Source organism: Proteus sp. LHD240705, from assembly GCF_047921555.1.
Taxonomy (GTDB): Bacteria; Pseudomonadota; Gammaproteobacteria; order Enterobacterales; family Enterobacteriaceae; genus Proteus.
Genome location: NZ_JBLRMI010000009.1, coordinates 1 through 24,610 on the forward strand (window position 1 = coordinate 1; position 24,610 = coordinate 24,610).

General features: G+C 35.9%; 16 protein-coding genes. 6 read left to right on the forward strand and 10 right to left on the reverse strand.

Going from position 1 to position 24,610, the window contains the following annotated elements:
* Positions 1 to 261 precede the first annotated feature (261 nt).
* The 8 genes from ACNART_RS15175 to ACNART_RS15210 all read right to left on the reverse strand — a co-directional run bounded on the left by ACNART_RS15175 (position 262) and on the right by ACNART_RS15210 (position 14,080).
* Positions 262 to 3,303, reverse strand: a complete 3,042-nt coding sequence (locus ACNART_RS15175; protein ID WP_368927837.1) for a chondroitinase family polysaccharide lyase — start codon at positions 3,301 to 3,303, stop codon at positions 262 to 264.
* 56 nt (positions 3,304 to 3,359) lie between these two features.
* Positions 3,360 to 6,425, reverse strand: coding sequence for a chondroitinase family polysaccharide lyase (locus tag ACNART_RS15180; protein ID WP_311747465.1), 3,066 nt, complete (start codon positions 6,423 to 6,425; stop codon positions 3,360 to 3,362).
* An 11-nt stretch (positions 6,426 to 6,436) separates the two neighbouring features.
* Positions 6,437 to 8,602 carry an autotransporter outer membrane beta-barrel domain-containing protein gene (locus ACNART_RS15185; protein WP_198620904.1) on the reverse strand — a complete coding sequence of 722 codons (2,166 nt, stop codon included), beginning with the start codon at positions 8,600 to 8,602 and terminating at the stop codon, positions 6,437 to 6,439.
* Positions 8,603 to 8,638: 36 nt separating this feature from the next.
* The gene (locus ACNART_RS15190) at positions 8,639 to 9,523 is read right to left on the reverse strand and encodes an OmpG porin family protein (RefSeq protein ID WP_198620905.1); all 885 of its coding nucleotides are present in this window, start codon (positions 9,521 to 9,523) and stop codon (positions 8,639 to 8,641) included.
* 145 nt (positions 9,524 to 9,668) lie between these two features.
* On the reverse strand, positions 9,669 to 11,228 hold the full coding sequence (locus ACNART_RS15195; RefSeq protein ID WP_198620906.1) for a sulfatase-like hydrolase/transferase: 1,560 nt from the start codon (positions 11,226 to 11,228) through the stop codon (positions 9,669 to 9,671).
* Between the two features lie 326 nt (positions 11,229 to 11,554).
* Positions 11,555 to 12,046, reverse strand: a complete 492-nt coding sequence (locus tag ACNART_RS15200; protein WP_198620907.1) for an N-acetyltransferase — start codon at positions 12,044 to 12,046, stop codon at positions 11,555 to 11,557.
* Between the two features lie 229 nt (positions 12,047 to 12,275).
* Complete coding sequence (locus ACNART_RS15205; protein ID WP_368927836.1) at positions 12,276 to 13,025, reverse strand: YadA-like family protein; 750 nt, start codon at positions 13,023 to 13,025, stop codon at positions 12,276 to 12,278.
* Positions 13,026 to 13,252: 227 nt separating this feature from the next.
* Positions 13,253 to 14,080, reverse strand: a complete 828-nt coding sequence (locus tag ACNART_RS15210; RefSeq protein WP_069367652.1) for a MurR/RpiR family transcriptional regulator — start codon at positions 14,078 to 14,080, stop codon at positions 13,253 to 13,255.
* Positions 14,081 to 15,096: 1,016 nt separating this feature from the next.
* Between ACNART_RS15210 and ACNART_RS15215 the strand changes: the two genes are divergently transcribed.
* The 5 genes from ACNART_RS15215 to tehB all read left to right on the forward strand — a co-directional run bounded on the left by ACNART_RS15215 (position 15,097) and on the right by tehB (position 19,725).
* Positions 15,097 to 15,651, forward strand: coding sequence for a cytochrome b (locus tag ACNART_RS15215; RefSeq protein ID WP_349442954.1), 555 nt, complete (start codon positions 15,097 to 15,099; stop codon positions 15,649 to 15,651).
* A gap of 33 nt (positions 15,652 to 15,684) precedes the next feature.
* Positions 15,685 to 16,263 (forward strand): YceI family protein, encoded by a 579-nt coding sequence (locus ACNART_RS15220; protein ID WP_109371210.1) that lies wholly within the window; start codon positions 15,685 to 15,687, stop codon positions 16,261 to 16,263.
* A gap of 248 nt (positions 16,264 to 16,511) precedes the next feature.
* Entirely contained in the window at positions 16,512 to 17,597 is a 1,086-nt protein-coding gene (locus ACNART_RS15225) for a linear amide C-N hydrolase (RefSeq protein ID WP_198620910.1), read from the forward strand.
* Positions 17,598 to 17,676: 79 nt separating this feature from the next.
* Positions 17,677 to 18,792 carry an NAD-binding protein gene (locus ACNART_RS15230; protein WP_232799457.1) on the forward strand — a complete coding sequence of 372 codons (1,116 nt, stop codon included), beginning with the start codon at positions 17,677 to 17,679 and terminating at the stop codon, positions 18,790 to 18,792.
* A 78-nt stretch (positions 18,793 to 18,870) separates the two neighbouring features.
* Positions 18,871 to 19,725 carry an SAM-dependent methyltransferase TehB gene (tehB, locus tag ACNART_RS15235; RefSeq protein ID WP_160230596.1) on the forward strand — a complete coding sequence of 285 codons (855 nt, stop codon included), beginning with the start codon at positions 18,871 to 18,873 and terminating at the stop codon, positions 19,723 to 19,725.
* A gap of 99 nt (positions 19,726 to 19,824) precedes the next feature.
* Here tehB and clcA read toward each other — a convergent pair whose 3' ends face one another.
* On the reverse strand, positions 19,825 to 21,246 hold the full coding sequence (gene clcA / locus ACNART_RS15240; RefSeq protein ID WP_198620912.1) for a H(+)/Cl(-) exchange transporter ClcA: 1,422 nt from the start codon (positions 21,244 to 21,246) through the stop codon (positions 19,825 to 19,827).
* A 195-nt stretch (positions 21,247 to 21,441) separates the two neighbouring features.
* On the opposite strand from clcA, the gene ACNART_RS15245 reads away from it, so the two are divergent.
* A complete protein-coding gene (locus tag ACNART_RS15245; protein ID WP_099074772.1) occupies positions 21,442 to 22,842 on the forward strand; it encodes an alanine/glycine:cation symporter family protein in 1,401 nt (466 codons plus the stop codon).
* Between the two features lie 187 nt (positions 22,843 to 23,029).
* Here ACNART_RS15245 and ACNART_RS15250 read toward each other — a convergent pair whose 3' ends face one another.
* Entirely contained in the window at positions 23,030 to 24,511 is a 1,482-nt protein-coding gene (locus ACNART_RS15250; protein ID WP_198620913.1) for an aldehyde dehydrogenase family protein, read from the reverse strand.
* Positions 24,512 to 24,610: the final 99 nt, after the last annotated feature.

Here is a 24,610-nt window from a genome sequence, read left to right on the forward strand (position 1 = left end):
CTGTTTTTGAGTCCGCCTCGGTTAATATGAAATATATTTTCCGGGGCTTTTCTCTTTCTGGTGCTTGCAAAATGCTTGAACCAGATTGATCCAAGCACCCGCGCAGAGAATAGCAAAATATTTATTTGAGACAACACATTTATTATCAATAATAAATCATTCGATTTATTTTTGTTATTTTAAATAAATAATTTATTCGCTAATATAATAAACCCCTCGGTATTTTTATATCGAAGGGTTTTAATTGAGATATTAAAGTATTTACTTAACTAAACTAATTACAATAGGTGTTGCTTGTATTGTCGTAGTAGTAATAAGCGTATTATCATTCTGATGTTTAATAATAACACCTGATTGAGATGTTGCTAATTTCCACACGCCTTTTACGGTAACTGTGCTGCTTATTGGTTTAGAGTCGGCCGTTAGCCATTTACGAGAATAAACACTGACTTCGACTTGATTTCCATTATTATCAATTTGGTCAGCTTCAATGCCTTGATATAAATTTAAATCAGGATTAACAATACTCAATGTTAACTGTTGGTTTTGTGCTTTAGCCATCACCATAGTAGGTGCATCACTCGATAATAATATTGCTTGAGGTGATTTTAATTGTGTCGCTTCAAAAAAAGCATACCCTTCTTCTTGGGTGATTTTATCTTTTACCGCATGCAATTGATTATTATGTTGCAATACAGTGTATTCAGGCGCTTTATTATCTTGTGACTCAATCGCTATCGCATACTCATAAGTCGCATCACTAGGTGCGTTACCATGAGAGATCACGGCTGTTGCAAATAGTTGTTCTGTTGATTTTGAATTTCTATCATCGAGTGAATGTTGTTTTTGATAACTAAACTCTACAGTTTGACCTTTAGCGAGCTTATATAAGTTACCCGCAGGATCAATTAAAGTATCTGCATTATTTAAAGTTAATTGAGTACCTAATTGATTCACTTCTTTGCCATTAATTATCACAGATTGTAATTTAGGAACAGCAAATTGGAACAGTGTGGTTTCTGTTTTATGTTGTTTGTCCGTATTTTCAATGCCCGATCCTAATGCAATAACCCTATTATCAAATAAGAAATAGGATTTATTAGCTCTTAAGCTTTGTTGTTGATATTTGCTGTGACCATGTAATTTCATGGCAAACATACTGTTATTATTTAATGTATTTGCACCAGAATAGCTTTCTGTTGAAAGCAACATTTCTTCAATACCTGCACTCGGTAATTGGTTTAATTTTGCTTCAAGTTCATCATAAGGAAGATGAATTGTCGTGGTACCCGGATATCGGTTCCAATCCCATCCTGCATGGCTAAATCCTGATTGTGCTAAGTTTGCGGGTATGATTTCCAATTGACCATACTGTAAGTAGCGCCCATAACGATTGTTATTTTCATAACTTTCATTACCAACAAGATAACGACTAAATCCGCGAGCGATAGCAAGCCAGCTTTGTTGGGGGGCTTGAATAGAGGCTCTACGCTGTATCGCCATCGAAGCATAGTTCATCGCCCATGCGCCAGTGGGTTCATTTTCAGCTTTAATACCTTCAAAACTGTCTTTGTTATCTAATTTTGCATAGGCCGCAGCCAATATGGTATCTAATTTTTGTTTGCCATCAGGTGTACCGGCTAATGCCATCCATTTAAATGGTGCGATCCCTATTTTATGTAATCCAGTAGGATGGCGGCCACTTAATACCACGGGAATTTGTGTCTCTTTAGTGTAGATGCGCATTTTTAATAACACATCTTTTAAACGCTCATGGGCTGAAGATGAAAGACGGAAAGGGGAATCACTTAGCGCATAAACACTAGGAGCTAAACCACCAAAAGCATCTTTCGCATACGCTGGATAATGCTGCGAGTGGTGAAAAATAGAACCATCAGGCTTGAAACCACCTGCAACACCTTTTGAACTTAGTATGGTTTTATTTAGCCAGTTTTGCAGTTGCGCTAAGGCTTGTTGGCGTTGTTGATAATCTGGCAACATCAGTAAGCTTTTTATCATCCACTGTAATTGTGTGTTGAGAATATCAACGTTTGCATCAACGATCTCATCGTCTTTTTCAAAAATTCGGCCTGTGGCGTTGTACCACATCATTGCCTGTTGCGTTGGCGCTAAAAGATGATTTTTTGCCAGAATATGACGACCAATAAACCATGCATCAAAAAGCTCTCTGGTTTGATATCCAACATGAGTAATAATTTGATAACCACTACCTCGTGTAAAACCTTGCTCAAGAACGTAACGAGTTCCTAATAAATAAAGATCTTCTAATTTTTTTCTATCGGCTACTGATAAGGAATTACTACGCAAGTAAATAGCAGTTTGAAGAAGCGTTTTACCTACATCTCTTAGCATATTGGCATCAAGTAATGCTTTTTTCGTCTCTTCACTAAATACGCCTTCAACTTTCATAAAGTTTTGCCGGTTGGGGTGATCTAGTGCTTTTCCTGTTATTGATCCATCAGTGTGTTGTGTTAATTCTAATTTTTCCCAGAGTGTTAAATTTTTATCTAGCATATCTGAGGTGATTTTTTTATCGCTGTTAATTCCCTGATAATACTCAAAACGCTGATAAATTGATGCCATTTCAGCTTGATCATCATGAAACTCAGTATCGAAATTTAGAGTTGGATAATGCACTTTAAACATCTGATCGTACATCAGTAAAGCACTCCAGTTTTTACTGACCATGGTATTTACTGCATTATTAACATAAGGCACATTATCATCAGGAACTGCCCAGCGATTGTCTAACGGTACACTCATAATAATTTGGTCGAAAAAGAGAGTTCCAGCTTGATTTGGTGCCGTAATGACTAATTGATCCAATTTTCCTGTTGCAGTGCCTTTCATATCACGAAAGGGAACTGCAATACCTCGCCATCCTGTGAAATTAAGTTGAGTATCAAAACTTAATGCCACTTGATCATTTTGTTTGAATTGTAATGTGAGAGGCGATGATTGTGGTTTTTCATTGTAAATCCACATCATAAACGTGAGTGGTGTCGCGGTATCTTTATCATCCTGATAATTTACTTGATTATTAAGTGTTAATGTTGCTTGTGGTTGATATTGCCACTTGAGTGATTGAACGCCATCTTTGGCATGTTCTTTACTTAACGATAATTGATTGCTATTTGAAGTGACTAATGTATTTGGTATTTCACCTTCAAAGAGGTAAAGATCACCAAAAGGTTCATGAGAAAGAGAAGGTAATGCTTGTGCGGGTAAGGATAAGCAGAAACTTAGTGTAATAGCATGGGCTAAAGGATGTTTTATTAGCATAATCAGATTTCCTGCAAATAAAAAAGGAACGCGAATGCGTTCCTTTAAAGGTTAAATCAAGGGAGAGGTGAGAGTTTAATTTCTTGTGGAATACCAAAATAACTGGTGAAAGTGAGTTCGGTATTCTCACCAGAAACGCGATGTTTTACCTCACCATCTTTATCCACAGACTGCCATTTTCCATTAACGGTGACATTAATTGTGACAGGTGTTGCGGCTTTCTGCCGTGTCATATTTAAATCTGGTGTAACGGCACTGACAGTAAGTGTATTTCCTTGATGATGAGTCATTACAATCGCGGGTTTATCAACCTTTTTGATCCATTTATCTTCAATTGATGCAGATTGATAAAAGGCATATCCCGTCACATTGCTGAGTTTATCGTAAATAATATGAACATCTTTATCTTTACGAAGAACCTGATATAACTCATTATTTTCATGGAACTTCTCTGCCATTTCTCTCATTTTTTCAGGAGTCGCATCTAAAAAGACCATATACTCATAGCTGGAATCTTTAGGTTGAACGCTGTGATCAATCCACGCTGAACTGAAGTTCCCTTCTGTTGGTTGGCGATTTTTATTTTCAGCCGAGGTCTGGTGTTGGCGACTGACATTCACTTTTTCTGCTTGGGTAATTAAATAGCCATTACCGTTGCTATCGATGATCCAATCACCTTGTTTTAGCGTGGTTTGATAAGGGAAACTGTCAACTTTTTGCCCATTAATCCAGATGGTATTTAATGTTGGTGTAATGGCATGTTGGAATAACGTTGTTTCAACATTTTTATTTTTATCGCTGCTATTAATATTGCTACCGACAAAAATTAAATGGTTATCCGCCGCTAATACAGTTTTTTTAGCCGTAAAGTTAGGATCAAAACGCTCAAGATTAGCAGGATAAATAAGATCAAATGCCATCATGCCATATTTACCATCAAGGGCAGATGTTCCACTAAATCCACGCTCTCCACGTTGCATTAACGTATGAGGTTTAGGGCTATCTAACTCTTTAAGAGGAAGATGAATAGTGGTTGCTCCTGGCATTCTATTCCAATCCCAACCTTCTTGTTGATAGCCTTGTGAAAGCTGTGAGCCATTACTGACTATCTGGGCTACACCATGGCTTTGATAACGACCATAGCGGTTATCTTTGTTATAAATTTCAGATGACCAAACATTGGTGTTATACGCTTTTAGTGTCACCATTTTATCTTGCCAACGATGAATACCAAAGGCACCACCATTAAAGGCATAGAATCCTTGAGGAAGTGCTGCTGGTGCAATATTTTCACCAAAAATAGCGCTCGATTCACTTTGCGTTTTATCACTAATGGCAAGATAAATAGAAGCGAGCGTTTTATCAGGTGATGGTTTTGCAGACATTGCAAGCCAGTAATAGCCTTGAGCAACCGATTTTAATGACGGTGAATTAAACGGGTGCCGCCCAGCTAAAGGTAATCCTACTTCAGGATTACTGTAGATCCATGCCGAAACCATGGCTTTTTTCAGGTTATTCCAACCACTTTCACCAACAGCAAAAGGTGTACTACGCAGTAAATAAATAAGCTGAGAGGCATTTTTAAAAGCAGGAAAAGAGTAACCCGGATAGTTACCTTCATGTCGCCATGCTGTACCATCAGGACGTAAACCATCTTTACCGCCTGGCGGTACTTGAGTTAATGCACCAGTAATGTAATGACTGAAAGTATTAACTAAGTTAATGCGCTTTTGATCATCAGGCTCTAGCAATAATAAAGCCAAGTGCTGACGAGATAAGGTGTTGAAATAGTCTAAATCTGAACTGTTTGCTCCTACCTTCATATCAAAACTACTTTTAAACTCTCGTGAATACCACAGTAATGAATCATAAACTTGAGTTTGTAGATTGGCTTCTTTTAGGGCATCAGACATTAATAATGTAGATATATACCACCAACGAGAGCTATATCCCCAGTGATGAGTTGTGACTAATGCACTCCCTTTAACAAAGCCTTGATCTAATAAATGCTTTGTCATTAATAAGTACATCTGTTTTAACTGGGCTTTTTGTGTCGGATCTTTTTCAAGAACATAAGCACGGCTGATATTAAACATTAATGTCGTGTAATTACCTAAAATAACGTAATTATCAAAAAGCGACTTATCTTGAGAATTAAGGTTTTCTGGCTGATAAATAATGGTTTGTTTATCCGTGATCAGATGTCGCCCTTGTATTCCACCATCCGCTAAAGTGTGAATGTTAAGTGCATCAAAATCACTTTTTAACTTGCTGATATTTTCTTCTAACGCGAGATTTGTTTCTTTTTCGCCACCCACAAATTCATTAATAAGACGTTGGCGAATAAGGTCAATTGCCGCTAAATTTTCAGGTGTTACAGGTAATTGAGGCTGTACGGTGTGAAATTGAATTTCTGGCTCTGATAAGCGTGTTTTTATTTGATAATCAGACCATTGATAGCGAGCATCATCGATAGAAAACATAATACGATCGATATATATTTCGCCTTGCCCCACATTAGACGGGGCTTTAAATCGTATACTGTCAACATTTGCACCCAAAGCACGACCGACGCTATCTTGAGAGCCATCTGACGAGGTATTCATGGGATTTAATGTCATTTCACGGTTTTCAAGGTCGTTATTTAGTGAAATACCCACTGCGCGCCAACCCGTAAAATTCAGTTTTACTTTAAAGCCCGCTTGCGCTTCGCTGTTGGTGTTGAGTTTTTCACCAAAATCAACAGTGAGATAGCCATCAATGGGTTTTTCATTATAAAGCCAAAATGATAAAACAGGTGTAGATGCACGTCCCCATGCTTTAGAGGCTTCTTTGTCTGTCGGTACAATCAGCTTTTTATGCAAAGTAAAGCTACTTCCACCTTTCCATTTCCACAAAAGGGATTGGCTTCCCATAATGCTACGCTTATCAGATAACGTCAGTGTTGAGTTTTTATCTGTTGTGAAATCAGCTAACGGATTATTTTGGGCAAAATGATATATTTCAGACTGCATCAGATTATTAGGATCAAATGCAGGATTGTTTGTTGCTGCCATTGCATTATAAGGGGCTGATAATAGCCCCAACGTCATGGCAAGTGCAGTAAAGCGAAATATCGGCATATTTATTCTCCTTAGAAACGCTGGCTAACAGTAAAACCAATGCGCCCTTCATTGAATTTGTCATAACGCTGATATCCCATCGTTGTGCCTAAATTTAGCGTGTTGGTAATATCGAGATTGGCACCTAATTCTGCACTAATAATGTCACCGCCAACGGCATTTCCTTTAATATCAAAAGTGCTTCCTCCAGTATTAAAATAAGTGAGGCTGTGGCGTTGATTAATATTATTTTCCCCCGCAATATCTTTGAAATAACGGAGATTAAGTGATGGTGTTAATTTGCCATAAGAGGTTTGATAGCTATTCCATAAAGCAACAGATCCCCCTAATTGATTAACTGCGTAGCGTTGACCATAAGTACGCATTGATAATGCCGAACCTGTTTCTTCCCACGAATCAATATTTAGCCATTGATATTGGTAAGTCAGCATTGGTTTAATATGGATGAAATCAAAATCAAAATAGGTTCCTGCATTAATCTGATAACCTAATTGCACACCAGAATAATCACCTTTTGCTTTGGTATTTCCTTGCCATCCGGTATTGCCGCCGATATCTCGCTCGCTATCGACAGTGTAATAACCAATATTTAAATTACCGTTTAGGAATAATGTGTCACTATACCAACCGGTGTAAGGCATAAATTCAAAATGGTTAATTTCTTTACTTGCGTTACGTTGTTTCGCGTCAGCTTTGGCGTAGTTATAAGCCAAAGAAACGCCGATAAGAGCATCTTGATTAATTTCGTAATCAGTACCGATTTGAATACCTGTGCGGTAAGTGTTGTAACCGTTAATGCCACCTTGATTACTTTGTGTACCGTAACCGTACAGCATATTAGCCCAGCTATTCCAGCCAGCTTCTCTTTCTTCAATAGGTAATTGGTTATCATAGCGTAAATAGCGATGAGCAATATTATTGCGCATATCTTCAACCATGATTAATCCCGCTTGAATATCACTACCATCAGCGATAGGGGCTAAATCATTCGATAATGCGGCAATATTATTATCGTCATTTCCTGCGGCGACTAATAAACTCAGTGCTTCATCTGAAATTTGGTTACGCGTATTATTAAATTCATTTAATACGGTTGGAATAACAAAGTTTGCTGCAGCTAATCCATTTTCACTTACATTGCCACGTTCTGCTGCACTAATAAAATTATTGCCGCCTTCATAACTAATACCATAACGTGCAACTAACTGATTGCCACTAACGCCACCACTAATATTCGGCGGTGTGGTTTCTAACCATGAATCTGTTTTTTCTAATAAAGGAGAAACATCAGGTGCAATGGCATTAGCATCAGTAACGGTGATACCAGCTTCGTCTTTAATGGCGGAATTTGAAGAAATTAATACGATATCTTTGTTAATGATATTATCGACACTGGTTCCTTTAAAATCTAATTTGGCTTGGCTACCTTTTTTAAAGGTGACATCACCATCAACATGGAGAATAGCGTCATCAGTATTGGTATTATCATCAAGGCGGAAAATAAGCTGACTATTTTCCTTATTCATGAAATTACCTTCCCAATGAATTGTTCTATCTTTTCCTTGGATAGTTAAATTGCCATGATTTTCAATTAATGGAACACCTGTGATTTTGTATCCATCAAATAAAGCATTTTGAGCACCACCTTGATAAGCAAAGTTTATTTTAGTGTCAACGTGACCATTTCCTAGAATATCACCGTGGATCTCACCATTTACATCACTTCTAAAACCTGTATTCAGTGTTCTAAAGTCAATAGCCGCTGTTTTTCCTCGAATAATGGCGCCGTCTCTAATATAAACACCAGTACCTCGTTTTGGAAAATTGCCTTCAACAAGTATTGCTGTACCATTTTCACTGGTGACGTTAGCACCATTTAAATTAATATTACTGCTAAAAGAGGCACCCTGATTTATTTTGATTGCACTGGCTCCATCACCCGTTACGGTAATATTTTTTGTGATTGCTTGAGCTTTATATTCTGTTGATGAACCATTAAATACAACGCCATCACCTTGTGAAACTGTGACATCTTTATCTATTTGAGCATTATTGCCATTATTAACATTAACGGTTTCACAGATATTTAAATTAGGATCACAATCAGCAGCCCACGCAGAACCATAAATAGCTGATAAAATAGCAGCGCTCAAAAATAACAATTTTTTATTTTTCACAATATAACTCCATGAACAATTATATGATTTTAATTATTAGAATGTTGCTCGGAATGAAACTTTGAAATAATCCTGAGTTGATTTACTACCATCATTTTTATTTTCAACTCGTTCATTATAATATTCCGTCATGACTCGCCATTGAGGTGATATTTGATAAGCCATTTGTAGGGTATAACGGGTCATATCTTTTTCGACATAAACACCTTTATTTGTTCTATCTTCTATTTTTCCAAAAATAGATTTACGCATTGATGGAGAAACAATTAATCCTATTGGCGTTGTCCAGTTAACATACATACGTAATTGCTGATTGTGGTTTGTTTCTTTTGTGTCATATTCTTCGTGTCGAATAGCTTGCTTACCACCATCAAAATAAGCAACGGTTGTATTAATATTAGGAGTGACAAAATAGCGTAGGCCAGGTTCAATTTCCCATCCTAAGTAATCCGTGTTTGTGACACCATTACTGCGTTTATCTTCTTTCTTTTGTAAGCCAAATAAAACGCTACCCGTTAAAACCCAATTTTTATTGATTGGAAATTGGTAATTGGTTTTTGATTCATAGAAATCAATAGTTAATCGACTTCCATTATCATAGTTAGTGAGATCTTGACGTACTTTTAAACCAGGTTGGATCCAACCATTATTTAATTTAAAACGATAGCTACCCTGTAAATCATAACGCTGATAACGGTTTTTATTATCATGCTCACGTTGACGAAAACCAACATCGAAATACCAGTTAGACTTATCTGGATTAATATTAAAATCTACACGATAACCAGCATAGTTATTTGGTGTATCGTAATCTGCTGTTTCCCACGAAAACATGGCGTTGACATTAGCTGCTTGAGAATGAAAAGAAGTTAAACCTAAGCCAAGAAGAGGTAAAAAAAGAGCAATACGAAGTTTGTTCATGGTATATATCCAATTCTTTATTCGCTTTTATTTGTGTCAATTTTTAGGTGTAGGACATCTTTCCCTTTGTTTTATTAAAAGGATTTTTATATCAGCGAATTGGGTTTATATATAGCGCCATAATATTATGGCGCAGATATTTTTATTATTTCTCTTTACATGTTGATATTGTTTTATTTAATTTATTAGTTGTAGCCGTAATAAATTCAGTGGCGCGCCAAGAATCTCCTGTTTTTTCCAACCAAGGGGTTAATTCTTCTTTAATTAACTTCTCAATTAAAGGCATATTATCTTTGGCAACATTTTTCATTTGATATGGATCGTTCACATTGTCATATAAAGTATATTTTAATGGTTGCCCATCTTGTCTATCTATAACCAAAGTATGAGTTTTGGTTCTGACACCTCGTTTACCGAATGAAGGTTCACCATAAGGAATAAAGAGATAAAGCTGAGAATTTGCTGTGTCGCCTTTGCCTGTGACTACCCTATCTGCAAGATTAGTACCTTCTACGGAATCAGGGATCCATTCCGATAAACCAAGTAGCCCTAAGATAGTTGGGTAAATATCAGGTGCTGACATTAATGCATCGTCAGTGCCTGGTTTAATTTTACCCGGTAAACGAAACATCATAGGAACACGCATAGATTCTTCATAAGGATTATTTTTTGTTGCTTGTCCATTTGCCCCTAAGCAACTGCCATGATCAGAGAAGAAAACAACAAGAGTATTATCTGCAAGACCTTGTTTTTCTAATTCATCTACGATGCGACCAAATTGCTCATCAACACCGTTGACCATTGCCATATATTCTTTGAAATATTGAGGTCCATAGCCTTCTTGATATTCAGTATCCCACTGTACATTAGGGCGTGTATTTAGCTCTTTTGACGTCTTACCTTGATAAGCATCGAGGTATTTCTTCGGTACTTGATCATAAGGTGAATGAGGAGGGTTCATTGAAACCACTAATGCAAATGGTTTTGAATTATCTCTAAATTGATTATTTTCATTTTTGAGGAACTTGATTGCCATATCAGCTTCATGTTCAGGTCCCCATTGATCAATGTAAATTGGCTTATCACGAGGGGTATCGTTTGCCCAATACATTGGTTTTAAATGTAAATCATAAGTGCCATAAGAATACCAAAAATCAAAACCATGACGTCTATCTGGTGCTGCCCATTCATTCCAATAACGACCTTCCATTGGATTGTTGTAACTTTTAATAAACGGTTCGTAAGGTGCGTCAAGGTGCCATTTACCAATATAGCCTGTGCTGTAATCGAGAGATTTTAAAACATCCGACCAACATTTTGCATAAGGCGATAAATCAATACCCACTTTTCCACCGTAATCATGAGCATTACCTGTAATGCCATTGCGTACAGGATATTGTCCTGTCATAAACATGCCGCGAAAAGGAGAACACAAAGGATAGTTTGATGCCATTTGTGTCATTACTTTGGCTTGCTTCGCAAATTTATTAAGATTAGGTGTAATTGAAGGATCTTCCCCCATAAACTGCAGAGCGTGAGCACGCATTTCATCAGGAAAAACAATTAATAAATTAGGTGCGTTTTCTGGGCGCGTTGGTTTGTTAGGCGTAGAGCTCCCTGAATTAGCAAGAACAGGGGTAGAAACAGACATTGCCGCACCGCTGGCTGCGAGTCCTTTGATAAAAGTTCTGCGGGAAACAGTCATTGCTTCCTCCTATTTTACGTTTACTTTCGAATTGGTGTCTTTTATCTTATTTATACTTTTGTATAAGATCAAAAAGTAAGTTAACGAAAGATCAAGAATTGAAAGGGAGATCACAGAATGATGTCAAATTGTAAGCAATTTGACAGCTAAAATAGGAGTTGGAATATTGTTAAGAATAGATTAATTTTTTATTGTTTTATTTATTGTATTGATTTATATGGATATTATTTGTTTTGTGATGATGGTAGCAAAAATATCTAAAAGCCTCCATTTTTAGCTGGTAAATAGGATAACAGAAAGTGTAAGCATTTTTCTTTCGTTTGTTTTCATTGTCCTTTAATGATCCACCATGATGTGCCTTTAAACTCAAAGTTTTTAACGACCTCCATGCCCAATTTTTGGTGTGCTTTTAGTGACCGAATATTTTCGCTATTAACAAATGCGATAGGGTGCCCGCCATGTAGAGAACAGATCTGTTGGTAGAGATTTTTTAATAGTGACTTTCCTCGGTGCGATTTATCAATACAAACGGGGCCGTAAAACCAATTGTTTTGTGTTATTTCTGGAAAGTATTGGTTAATAGCTTGAGCAATTGGAGGGATCGAAAAAGAGGTAACAGGAAAGCTAAAAACAACAGCAATGATATTTTCCTGGTAAAGTGCAACAATGGCGTTAGTGCTATTTTGATACATCGCCTCAACTTTATTTAGAGGATATTCACCATATAATCCACCTTGTTGAGATTCAGAATTTGCCTGTAATAATAGTGCTACTGCACTTATATCTTTAGCGGTCATTTTTTGAAATATATAATTCATTTTTTATTCCTTTTTGCTCTGGCTTATAATCCTAGTATATAAAAAATAATGTATATTACAAAAAATATGTTAGAAATACTAAAGTTAAACTTATCAATTTTTCTTTAGATGATTTATTTATTGTCAATTGAAATTCTTTTTTATAAAGAAGCAGTAATATTAATTAAATTATTACTGCTTTAATTATAAAGTTATTTTTTAATAATCTGATTATAGAAGAGAAAATTGTTTACCAACCATAAGCTAATCCACCGCCAATAATAATTTCTTTTTCACTATTAATGGATGAGTTTAATCGAAATGCAATATCGTTATTTGGTTTATATTGTACACCTCCAGCAAATGCTGTTTCTGTCCGATAATTACTAATACCAATTCCGCCACTTAAAGTGTGATGAGCAAGATAAGGAATGCTAGTCATTGCAACTGATGAAGCTATGCCAGCAAATACTTTTTTTTCTAACGCGATAATTTCTTTGTCTAAATTTGCAATTGAATCTGTGATTTCAGCCTGTCTTTTTTTATAATAATTATCAAAATCATTAATATGGGTTTTGAGATTACTGATATCTGTACTGACCGTTCTCTTTAGCTGATTAATGGTGTTGTTTGTTGCTATTTTATTTTTATCAACCAACTTTTTAGCTTGAGCAAAGTTAACGGCATCAGTATTATTTTTTCCTTCACTGATATTAACTAATCGTGAAGTGTGTTTATTTTCAATGTTTCCAAATGAGACTGTATTTTCTTCCGTTGCTAATGAATTAGCGCCAATAGCAACTGAGTGTGTATTTTTAGCTTGGCTATTTGTTCCTATTGCAATTGAACCGTTACCTGATGCATTACTTTTATCGCCTAATGAAATACTAGGGATATTAATGATTATTGGATCTTTTTTATTTTCTTTGATTAAGTTTGTGTTTGAATAGGAGAAATTTGGAAATAAGAAAACAATTAAAAATAATTTTTTAAATAACATTTAATTTAATCCTTTAATGATCTTTAGTGGTATGAATTAATGCTAAATGATTACTTTTCTCATCACAAATAAAACATTCTGTATTTACTCTTAAAAATAGTTTTAAATAAAATACTAAGCTATTTAATATTTGATCAATAGTTATAGTTCATTAAATAGTATTTAAAAAAATTTATTTTATAAAAAACTGCATCTTACTTAAGATGCAGTTTAGGATAAAAAAGTTATTAATGTTTTTTTCTAAAAGCAAAAGCGACAGAGATTGCTTGTAGCAGACACATTGTTGAAGTTTGAGAACGAAAGGTTTTTATTTGAGCTTCTTTAACAGTTAAACAAACATCGCTTAAACTCGCTAATGGGCTAATTGGACTATCAGTAACAATAATCTGTTTTGCTTCTTTGTAAGTTGCCATTTCACACATTTTTTGCATTTCATCTGAATACGGATGGAAATGAATACCAAAGAGCACATCACGATGTGTAATATTTCTTAATTGCTCTTTGTACATCCCGCCTAGGCTGTTGACAAAAACAGTCTCACAAGGGATATGCGAGAGAGCATGAAAAAAATAGCTTGCAGCACTGAATGAGTGATGAAAGCCACAAATATAAATTGTGTCAGCGTGTTCGAGTAATTGTAATGTTTTATTTAACATTTCTCTGTGAGTCTGATTTGCCAATTGTTGCAATGAATGGCTATTTGCTTGTGCAAATTCTTGCAAAATATAGGCTGGCTCATTCAGATTAGGAGGCTCCTCTTTATATTTTTGTTTATAAGTTAAATTTTCATTTTCATTTACCATTTCATTCATCAAGTGATTTTGAAATAATTGTTTCATTTCATTGAAGCCATTGAAATGAAATGCGTTGGCAAAACGAATTAATGTCGATGGAGGAACATTTGCTTTATCTGCAAGGATCGCAATTGTATCAAATGCCACACTGTTTTTATTATCAAGTAGATAATGTGCAACCTGCTGTAGCCTTTTACTTAATCCATTATAGCGGGAGCGAACTTGTTCCTGTAGTTCATTCAGATTTGTTGCAGTAGACATAGTGCCCTCAATAAAAATACTATTGTAATTGTAGTGTTTTTTGCGTGGCATTTGAATGTTTTTAGCTAATAGTAATTAAAATGAAATATAGAGTTAATTTCAAGTAAATTAATGACCTAAAGGTAATTATTCGATGTTTAAAACTCTATTTTATTTATTCTTTATTAATTTTATTATAACCTTGCGAAATTAATTTTCTTTATTTGAATTTAAATGAAATTATTATTTCAAATTAACTAATGTGATATTAATAATGATATTGGCTTCATTAGAAAGATTTTATTTTATTTGACTTTGTTTGTTTTATTTTTTTGAAAATTTAGCTTAGATTGTTATTTTTTATTATCAATGTTATCTCTATTTGAAATGTTAAGTGTTTTAATATCTTTGTGCGCGATGATTGATATTTATAATACGACGCTTGTTTTATTTGTTAATGATAGTAATTTATCACTATCTTAATTAAAATTTATTTTCATTGGTTGAAGTTTTTATATGCAAAACGATCACTCGTGGATTAATTTATTAATGCACTATTGCCATGATCATTACTCAGAAATGATGCCAGTTATATTTTTTATTTGTATTGTTGGTATTATTTTTGGTGTTGTACGCGAAATGCGCTGGTTATCCGTTTTTTTTACGGTTCCTCTAATTATTATTGTATTTTGCTTAATAAGTTCTAATTTAGGATAAGTGAAAGATACAATTGTTTTTATAGTTAGACAATTGTTGTATTGATATTATTTTACTTATTATTTTTTATTCCTATTTTTATGTTTTTGATTATGTATATAAACACCTGCCAATATACCTATCTTATTTTGAAAAAAACTGATCCAACAATGTCATTGATTAGATAATCAACAGAGTGACTAATAAGAGCTTATTACTTATTGATTATTATTGATAATGATAAGCAAATTATTTGTTGAATTATGGACTAACAATTTATCCTCAATACACTAAACTAGATAACATTATTTTAATGAATTAGAAACTATTGGATTTTTATTATGCAATGGCGAAATAATGCGTCTCGCTATGGGCACTTGTCACTCCTTTTACACTGGGGGGTGGCGCTTACTGTCTATGGTATGTTTGCTTTAGGGCTGTGGATGGTGACGCTAGGGTATTATGATAGCTGGTATCATTCTGCACCTGAAATACATAAGAGCATTGGTATTCTTTTATTTATTATTTTGATCGTGCGTGTGATATGGCGTTGGATCTCTCCGCCTCCTAAAGCTTTATCAAGTTACAGTAAATTGACACGCATTAGTGCTCATATTGCACATATGCTTTTATATTTAATCTTATTTTCTATTCTGATTAGTGGTTATTTAATTTCGACCGCTGATGGACAAGCTATATCTGTATTTGATTGGTTTTCTGTGCCTGCCATTTTTACAGGAGAAGCCGAACAAGCGGATTTAGCGGGCGATATTCATCTTTATTTAGCCTGGTCAGTGGTTTTGTTATCGCTATTACATGCTGCTGGTGCTTTAAAACATCACTTTATTGATAAAGATGTCACGTTAAAACGCATGCTAGGAATGCGGACTAAATAATTAAACTTATAAAATGAAATTATGGAGATAACAATGTTTAAGAAAGCTTTATTAGGTTTAACAGCAGGTGCGTTGTTATTAAATGCAAGTACTGCTTTAGCAGCAGATTATGCTATTGATAAACAAGGCCAACACGCATTTGTACAGTTCCGTATCCAACATTTAGGCTATAGCTGGTTATATGGCACTTTTAAAGATTTCGATGGTACATTTAGTTACGATAAAGAAGATCCATCAAAAGACAAAGTTGATGTTGTGATTAAAACAGGAAGCTTAGACACTAATCACGCAGAACGTGATAAGCACTTACGTAGCGCTGATTTCTTTAATGCAAGCAAATATCCTGAAGCTCGATTCGTCTCAACCCAAGTTACTCGTGATGGCGAAAACTATGTAGTAACAGGTAATTTAACATTAAATGGTGTGACTAAACCTGTTTCATTAAATGCTAAATTAATTGGCGAAGGTACTGATCCTTGGAAAGGTTACCGTGCTGGTTTTGAAGCAACAGGTAAAGTTAATCTGAAAGAGTTTAATTTTAAATCAGACTTAGGACCAAAAGCACAAGAAGCAGAATTAATTATCTCTGTTGAAGGTGTGAAAAAAGCGTAATTACTGGCTTTTTCATTGAGTTATTGTGCTCAAAACAATCTAGATGATTTATAAACCGATGCATTAAGGCATCGGTTTTTTTATGCGTAAATAAGATTAATTGTCTTATACTTAGGAAATTGTTCTTGTTTTGTACTTAATTAATCGAAATTAATTAGCGATTTTATCTATTTTAAGGAAGAGCAAAAAGAGAAATACGAAGAAAATATTCTCCTAATCTAATCATTTATTTCACAGGAAAAGAACCAATGATGAGAAAATTACGTCATACTTTTTTAGGTACTCTACTTGTATCTGGATTTTTAATGGAGGGTATTACAGAGGTGGATGCCTGCACTCGAGTTGTTTACTTAGGTGATAATAACCAAATTATTACGGCTCGCTCAATGGATTGGAAATATGATATAGGAACAAATTTATGGATATTTCCGCAAGGTATGCAGCGATCAGGAGAGGCAGGCGATAATTCGATTAAGTGGGTATCTAAATATGGTAGCGTTATCGCGTCAGGTTACGATATCTCAACCACAGATGGGATGAATGAAAAAGGCTTGGTGGCTAATTTATTGTGGTTGGCGGAATCTGATTATCCAACATATTCCAAAGATAAACCCGCATTGTCAATTTCAGCTTGGGCGCAGTATGTGTTAGATAATTTTGCTTCAGTTGAAGAAGCCGTGAATGCATTAGAGAGTGAGCCTTTTATTGTATTGACGGATAAAGTTCCTGGACAAGATAGAATGGCAACTCTGCATCTTTCGCTTTCAGATGCAACGGGAGATAGCGCCATTATTGAATATATAAATGGTAAACAAGTGATTCATCACAGTAAAGAGTATCAAGTGATGACGAATTCTCCTATTTTTTCAGAACAATTAGCGTTGAATAGTTATTGGCAACAAATCGGTGGAACCGTGATGTTACCAGGGACGAATCGTGCTTCAGATCGTTTTGCCCGAGCTTCTTTTTATGTGAATGCCATTCCTAAAGCTCAATCGAGTAAAAAATCTCTCGCTAGCGTATTTGGTGTGATTAGAAATGTATCTGTACCTTATGGATTAAGTACAGCTGAATCACCAGAAATTTCATCCACACGCTGGAGAACCGTGGCTGATCATAAAAACCAATTATATTTTTTCGAATCAGCATTATCACCGAATACCTTTTGGGTTAATTTAAAGGAAATCGATTTTTCAAAAGAGAGTGGGAAAGTGATGACATTACCATTAGGTGAGGAGCAATCAATCATCTATTCTGCTAATGCAACCCGTCATTTCAAACCCGCAGAGCCTTTTAAATTTCAAGGATTAGATAATATCCCTTTAAATAACTAGTGGAATATTCACAATACCTAATATGAAACTATCTGTAATACTACATGTAATAGAGACATCTAAAGTGACGAGAAAAATGATGTCTTTATTACTTATCTTGAATGGTATTTTTATCATTTACTCCATTTTGTTGTCTCGTGGTATTTATCTGGATTGGGAAATACACGGGTTTTCTGCATGGCTTAAATCATTAGGGGTATTAAAACTCCTCGATATACCAAAGGTGATGTTGGCTTGTGCGTTAATCTTGCTCTCAATATTTATGTATCTAGGGGCGAGGATCGCGTGGTGTGTTTCCTTGATTTTATTAGCTACCATTGTTTTTCTTGATGTTGCGGTTTATCAGCAAATTGGCATTCAGGCTTATTTTTCTTTTATTTTAGCGATTGGGTTATTAATCAGTTGGCGCGCATTTCCGCATCATAGTTTAACCAGTGCTGGTTTTGTGGCTTTTATCTGTATCTTTTCTTTGCTGTTATTCTCAATGTTGGGAAGTCTTTATATTGGTGATGAATTTAAGCCACATATTACAACATTGATGGATGCGTTCTATTTTTCTATTGTCTGCATGACGACACTAGGGTTTGGCGATATTGTGCCAATTAGCACGAATGCACGTATTTTTACTCTCACTGTTGTTATCTTGGGAATAACTGTTTTTACTACTTCCATTGTGTATGTCATGGGATTTCTTGCGCGCGGTACTCGCGATATTGTTAAGAAAAGGATCGCTAAAATGCATAATCATTTTATTATTATTGGTTCATCGGCATTAGCTTCTCAATTAGAAAAAGGGTTAAGAGAACAAGGGAAACCTGTCATTGCGATTTGTACCGATAAAAGTAAAGCCTCTTATGACGCGCAAGCCAATATTATTGAAGGTGATCCAACTAATCTTAAAACATTGCTATCTGCCAATATTGCGAAAGCAAGTTGGGTTGTTACTTTATCTGAAAGTGATGCAGAAAATACCTTTATTTTGCTGACTATCCAAGAATGTTCTAATGTTGATGCCAAATTGATCACCATTATTAATCAAGATGAAAATAGGGATAAGATCAGCCGATTACGTCCTGATATGCTGTTTTCTTTAGCATCATTAGGCAAAGAAATTATGATGAAAGTTTTATGTGGTGAATCTATTTCCTCCTCAGATGTGACTGATTTGCTTTTAAACAAATATTTAAAATCATAGTTTTGATAAAACCTTCTTTACGAATGATAATGATTGCCATAAGATGTATTTAAAATGCATCTTAATTGAGGTTGAATTATGGAACTTGTAAGTTATAAAACAATGCCAGAGTGGACTCGTACATCCATTCCTTTAGCGTTATTAGAACGTCACAATACAAAGGAAGGCACTTATGCCCAAATGCGAGTACTGCAAGGCAACATGACATTTGTTGTTTTTAATGATGATGGTTCACAAATTTCAGTTGAGTGTAATACTGAGGATCAGCCACCTTTAATTCAACCTCAACAGTGGCATAAAATAGATAAAGCCAGTGATGATGTACGTTGCCAACTCTCTTTTTTATGTGCCCCAGAAGATAAGCTATTTAAAGAAAACGACTTATCATTACCGCATTCTGAAGTACGTTATATGGCAACGTTTACTCAGCCTTGCAAGGTGTTAGATTTAGGTGCTGGTCGTGGTCGAAACAGCTTCTATTTAGCGTCTCAAGGTTATGATGTGACGGCGTTAGATATTAATGCTTCACATATTGATGCTATTGAAACAGTTAAAACCAAAACAGGATTGGCTGTAAAAAGTGGCTTATATGATATAAATAAAGCTTCACTTACTGAGAAATACGATATTATTCTTTCAACTGTTGTATTGATGTTCTGCCAACGGGAACGTATTGAAAGTATTATTAAAAATATGCAGGAATGTACCAACTCTAACGGTATTAATGTGATTGTTTGCCCTGTTGAAACGCCAAATAGTGATCCAGCTGAAATTCCATTTAAAACCTTTTTACGTCCAAACGAATTAGCTGATTATTATAAAGACTGGGAAATTATTAAATATAATGAGGATCCAGGACATTTACATAAAACAGATGCAAATGGCAATCGTATCGCCTTAAATTTTGCTACTTTAATCGCACGCAAAAAATAGTTAAGAACTATCATCTCTTTTTAAATACCCCAAATAATGAACTGCACCCCAAAAGTTGGACACCAACTTTGGGGTATTTTTTATTTGTTTAAGCGAATTTTATTGTTGTGGTGATTTATCGCTTTTAATGTCGAGGGATTGGTCTGTTTGTTCTTTTTCTTCAGACTTTTGTAATATGCGTTCTAATAAAACCGTATAAATAGGGCGACCACCTAATAGTTGCGCCAACATCGTTGCTCCTAAGCAGGTAATAATCATAGGCAGAATAAGTTGATAATTATCGGTCATTTCTAATACGAGGACGATCCCTGTTAGTGGTGCTCTTACCGTTGCCGCAAATAATGCACCCATTCCTGCAATAGCAAATGTACCGATTTGAATTTGATAATCGGGGAAAAGTAAGGTTGCAGTTAATCCGAATGCACTGCCAAATAGAGTACCTAGTGCCAGAGTGGGTGCAAATATACCGCCAGGAGCGCCAGAGGCAAAACTGACAATAGATGTGATCGTTCGTAAAACAAAGAAAAGTAATAGCGCAATCAGGGAATATTGTCCCGTACTCAGCGCAGGAATAATACTAAATCCACCGCCAGTTATTTCAGGAATAATTAATGCTAATAAGCCACAAAGCCCACCGATGATGCCACCAGTTAAAACAAAGCGTGATGTTTTATCTTGATAGAAACGCTGAAATTGGGTTTGGACATAAAAAAGTAGCTTACTGAATATAACGCCAATAATGCCAAATAACATACCCAAAACTAAATACAGCCAGAGTGTATTGAGTGGTGCGGATGAAAATTTACCGATATGAATAACACCGCCTTCACCATTAAATAGGCGAAAAACAATGCAAGACATAATAACGCCAATAAAGACTGCTTTAATTGAAATAAGACTGTATTTAAATTGAGGTCGCATCTCCTCAATAATAAATAAAATACCCGCTAGAGGTGCATTAAAAGCAGCGGTTAATCCTGCGGCTGCACCAGTTGCTAATAACGTGTGGCGTGACTCTTTATCTTTTACTCGAGAAATATCATTTACGAGCTGGCCGATATTGGCACCTAATTGAACCGTTGGACCTTCTCGTCCTAACACCATACCAGAGCCTAAAGTTCCAATACTGGCAATAAATTTTACAGGTAATACTCGCCACCAACGAACAGGGCGAATATCTATCATCGCACCTTCAATTTCAGGTATTCCAGAGCCACCCGATTCGGGTGAAAACTTCTTGACTAAATAATATCCCAGCATTGCTAAAATAGAGGAAAAAAGCAAAGTACTTATTGCCAGAATATAAGGATTAGTAAAGGTTTTCATCAGTTCTTCTTGTCGAAAATGAATCACCCAACTAACACTTTTTTCAAATAAAACGCCCACTAATCCAGCTAGCGAGCCAACCACAGCGGATAGTAGTAGGATTTTTAGTGGTGCAAGGTTGGTTTCTTGCGCTTTTCTGAACAGATTAAAACGACGTTCATTTTGGGTATTTTGTGCTGATTTATGATTATGCATAACTTTGACTGAAGTATTGTAACGATGAACCTAATGATAGCGTAATTTAATAATGAAGTGATATTTCTCACATAACTCAGTCAATTTTAAAATTAGTCGTTTTTTTTTCTAGCATATTTTCACTTTTTCATCTTTAGTGTAATTGATAACAAAAAATACATATTTAGATAACATTTGGACGAAAAAGGGTAATTTATGGATTTTATCACTAATATATTAAGCGCTATAAATGGCGTGGTATGGGGAGTTCCGATGCTTGTCGGTATTCTCGGTATCGGCCTTTTTATGCAGTTTCGACTTGGCTTTTTACCTATTAGGAAATTAGGTACAGGATTTAAGCTGTTATTTGAAAAAAATGATAAAAGAGGCGAAGGTCAGATATCACCATTTAATGCGTTGATGACCGCACTATCCGCCACTATAGGAACGGGTAATATTGCTGGTGTTGCAACAGCTGTTGTCTTAGGTGGTCCAGGTGCATTGTTCTGGATGTGGATGACCGCATTAGTGGGAATGGCAACCAAATATTCAGAAGCCGTGCTTGCTGTACGTTTCCGTGAAGTTGATAAATATGGAAACTATGTCGGTGGGCCAATGTATTACATCAAAAATGGCTTAGGTAAAAATTGGGTTTGGCTAGGTACTGTTTTTGCTGTCTTTGGGAGTTTTGCAGGTTTTGGTATTGGTAATACAGTACAAGCAAACTCTGTGGCTGATGTACTGGAAAGTAATTTTGGTATTTCGACGACAATTACCGCTATTGTGCTCGTTGTTTTAGTCGGTGCTGTACTCATTGGTGGCATTAAACGTATTGCTGATGTTGCCGGTAAATTAGTTCCTATTATGACCGTTGGCTATTTTGGTGCAGGTATTGTTGTTTTAGCACTGAATGTGACTGCGATCCCAGATGCTATTATCCTTATTGTTAAATCTGCATTTACACCAGTTGCTGCTCAAGGTGGTTTTGCAGGTGCAGCTGTTTGGGCTGCGATCCGTTTTGGTGTTGCGCGTGGTGTTTTCTCAAATGAAGCGGGATTGGGTAGTGCGCCTATTGCCCATGCGACGGCAAAAACACAAAATCCTGTTCGCCAAGGTTTGATTGCGATGCTGGGAACTTTTATTGATACCATCATTGTCTGTTCTGTTACAGGATTAACTATTGTTATCACAGGACAATGGTTAACAGGGCAAAGTGGTGCAACATTAACCGCCGCATCATTCTCTATCGCTATTCCGGGTGGTAACTATATTGTGGCAATTGCATTAGCTATTTTTGCATTTACCACGATTTTAGGCTGGAGTTTTTACGGTGAAAAATGTGTGCAATACCTGTTTGGACCTAAAGCTATTATGCCATTTCGCATTGCTTGGCTGATTGCGTTACCAGTTGGGGCAACACAATCATTAGAATTTGTGTGGTTATTGGCTGATACACTCAATGCAATGATGGCGATCCCTAACTTAATTGCATTAGCGTTATTAAGCCCTGTTGTTTATCGCTTAACAAGAGATCATATAAAAGATGTTAACGCTGATAATATTGAATTAGATAAAGAAACTCACTCAGTGAGCAAAAAAGAAGCCGAAGCAGAGTAACTCGTTCTTACTTATTGGCTAACAACACAACATAAAACCGCATACTTTATAGCGATAAGGATGCGGTTTTTTTATGGTAATAACTTGAGGTGTGAGAAATTATAGATAATAAAAAGCCTTCTGGGGAGAAGGCGAAGAGATGAGTATAGATATTATATTTATAAGAATTTAGAAAAGAGAGAAAATCTTATTCTTTCATACTGATGAAGATATTTTTCACTTGGCTATAAGCATCTAACATCATTTTATGTGTTTCACGTCCTAAACCTGATTTCTTGTAACCCCCAAATGGTGCGTGAGCTGGGAGTTCGTGATAAGTGTTAACCCACATACGACCAGTTCTTACTGCTTTTGCAACACGTAAGGCACGGTTAATATCTTGAGTCCAAACACCACCACCTAGTCCATATTCAGAGTCGTTTGCCATGTCGATAACTTCATCTTCATTATCAAATGGGATAACACATAATACAGGTCCAAAAATTTCTTCACGAGCAACACGCATTTGGTTTGTGGCATTGATAATGATAGTAGGGCGAACAAAGAAACCATCATCATAACCTTCACCGGTGATACGTTCACCGCCTGTTAATACTGTCGCACCTTCTTTTTTAGCGAGTTCAACATAGCCTAAGATAGTATCCATTTGATCTTGGCTAACTTGTGTACCCATTTGCGTATTCGGATCAAGTGGGTCACCGACACGAATACTCTCAAATTCAGTTTTTAATGCTTTCAAAAATTCATCATGAATATCTTTATGTAAGAACAAACGTGAACCTGATTCACAAGCTTGTCCTTGGTTCATCAAGATTGCCAATGCTGAATATTTGACCGCTTTTTTCATGTTTGCATCAGGGAACACGATATTGGCTGATTTACCGCCTAATTCCAATGTTGCTGGAACCATTTTTTTCGCTGCGGCTTCTGCTACGGTATAGCCCACATTGGTAGAACCTGTAAACGCAAGTTTATCAATATCTTGATGCTCTAAAATAGCTTGTCCTACGACAGAACCGCGCCCTGTAACAATATTGATCACACCAGCTGGTAATATCTCATTTAAAATACGACCTAGCTCTAATAATGAAAGGGAAGTCAGTGTTGCTGGATTAATAACCACGGTATCACCTGCCGCAATCGCTGGTGCCAATTTCCATGCTGCCATTAATAATGGGAAGTTCCATGGAATAATTTGGCCCACAACACCAATAGGTTCGCGAATAACAAGGCTAATGGTATTTTCGTCTAGGATGGCACTTTCATCGGTATGAGAGCGTATCACGCCTGCAAAATATCGAAAATGGTCAATAGAGGCAGGTAAATCTATGTTTTTCGACTCATTGAGTGGCTTACCGTTATCAAGCGATTCAATCCAAGCAAAGCGTTCTTGCTCTTGCTCTAAACGATCTGCGATTTTTAATAAGAGGGCTTGACGCTCTGCAGGTGACGTTTTGCTCCATGTTTTGAATGCGTTACGTGCAGCGCTCACTGCGCGTTCAACATCTTCAGCACTACCAGATTGGTATTCACTTAATAATTCACCAGTAGCAGGGCTATAGGTTTTGGTTGTTTTTTGCGATGTGCTAGATACCCATTCTCCTCCAATTAACATTTTGTAGCTTTCTAGAGGGCGAAATTCTGATGGAACATTATTTAATTTAATCATTTTTAATCTCCAATGTAGGGGTGAGTATCTTTCAAATGTGTAGTTTCATTTCGTAATACTCGTGCTAATAACATATATCAATTGAAATAATTTGATTAG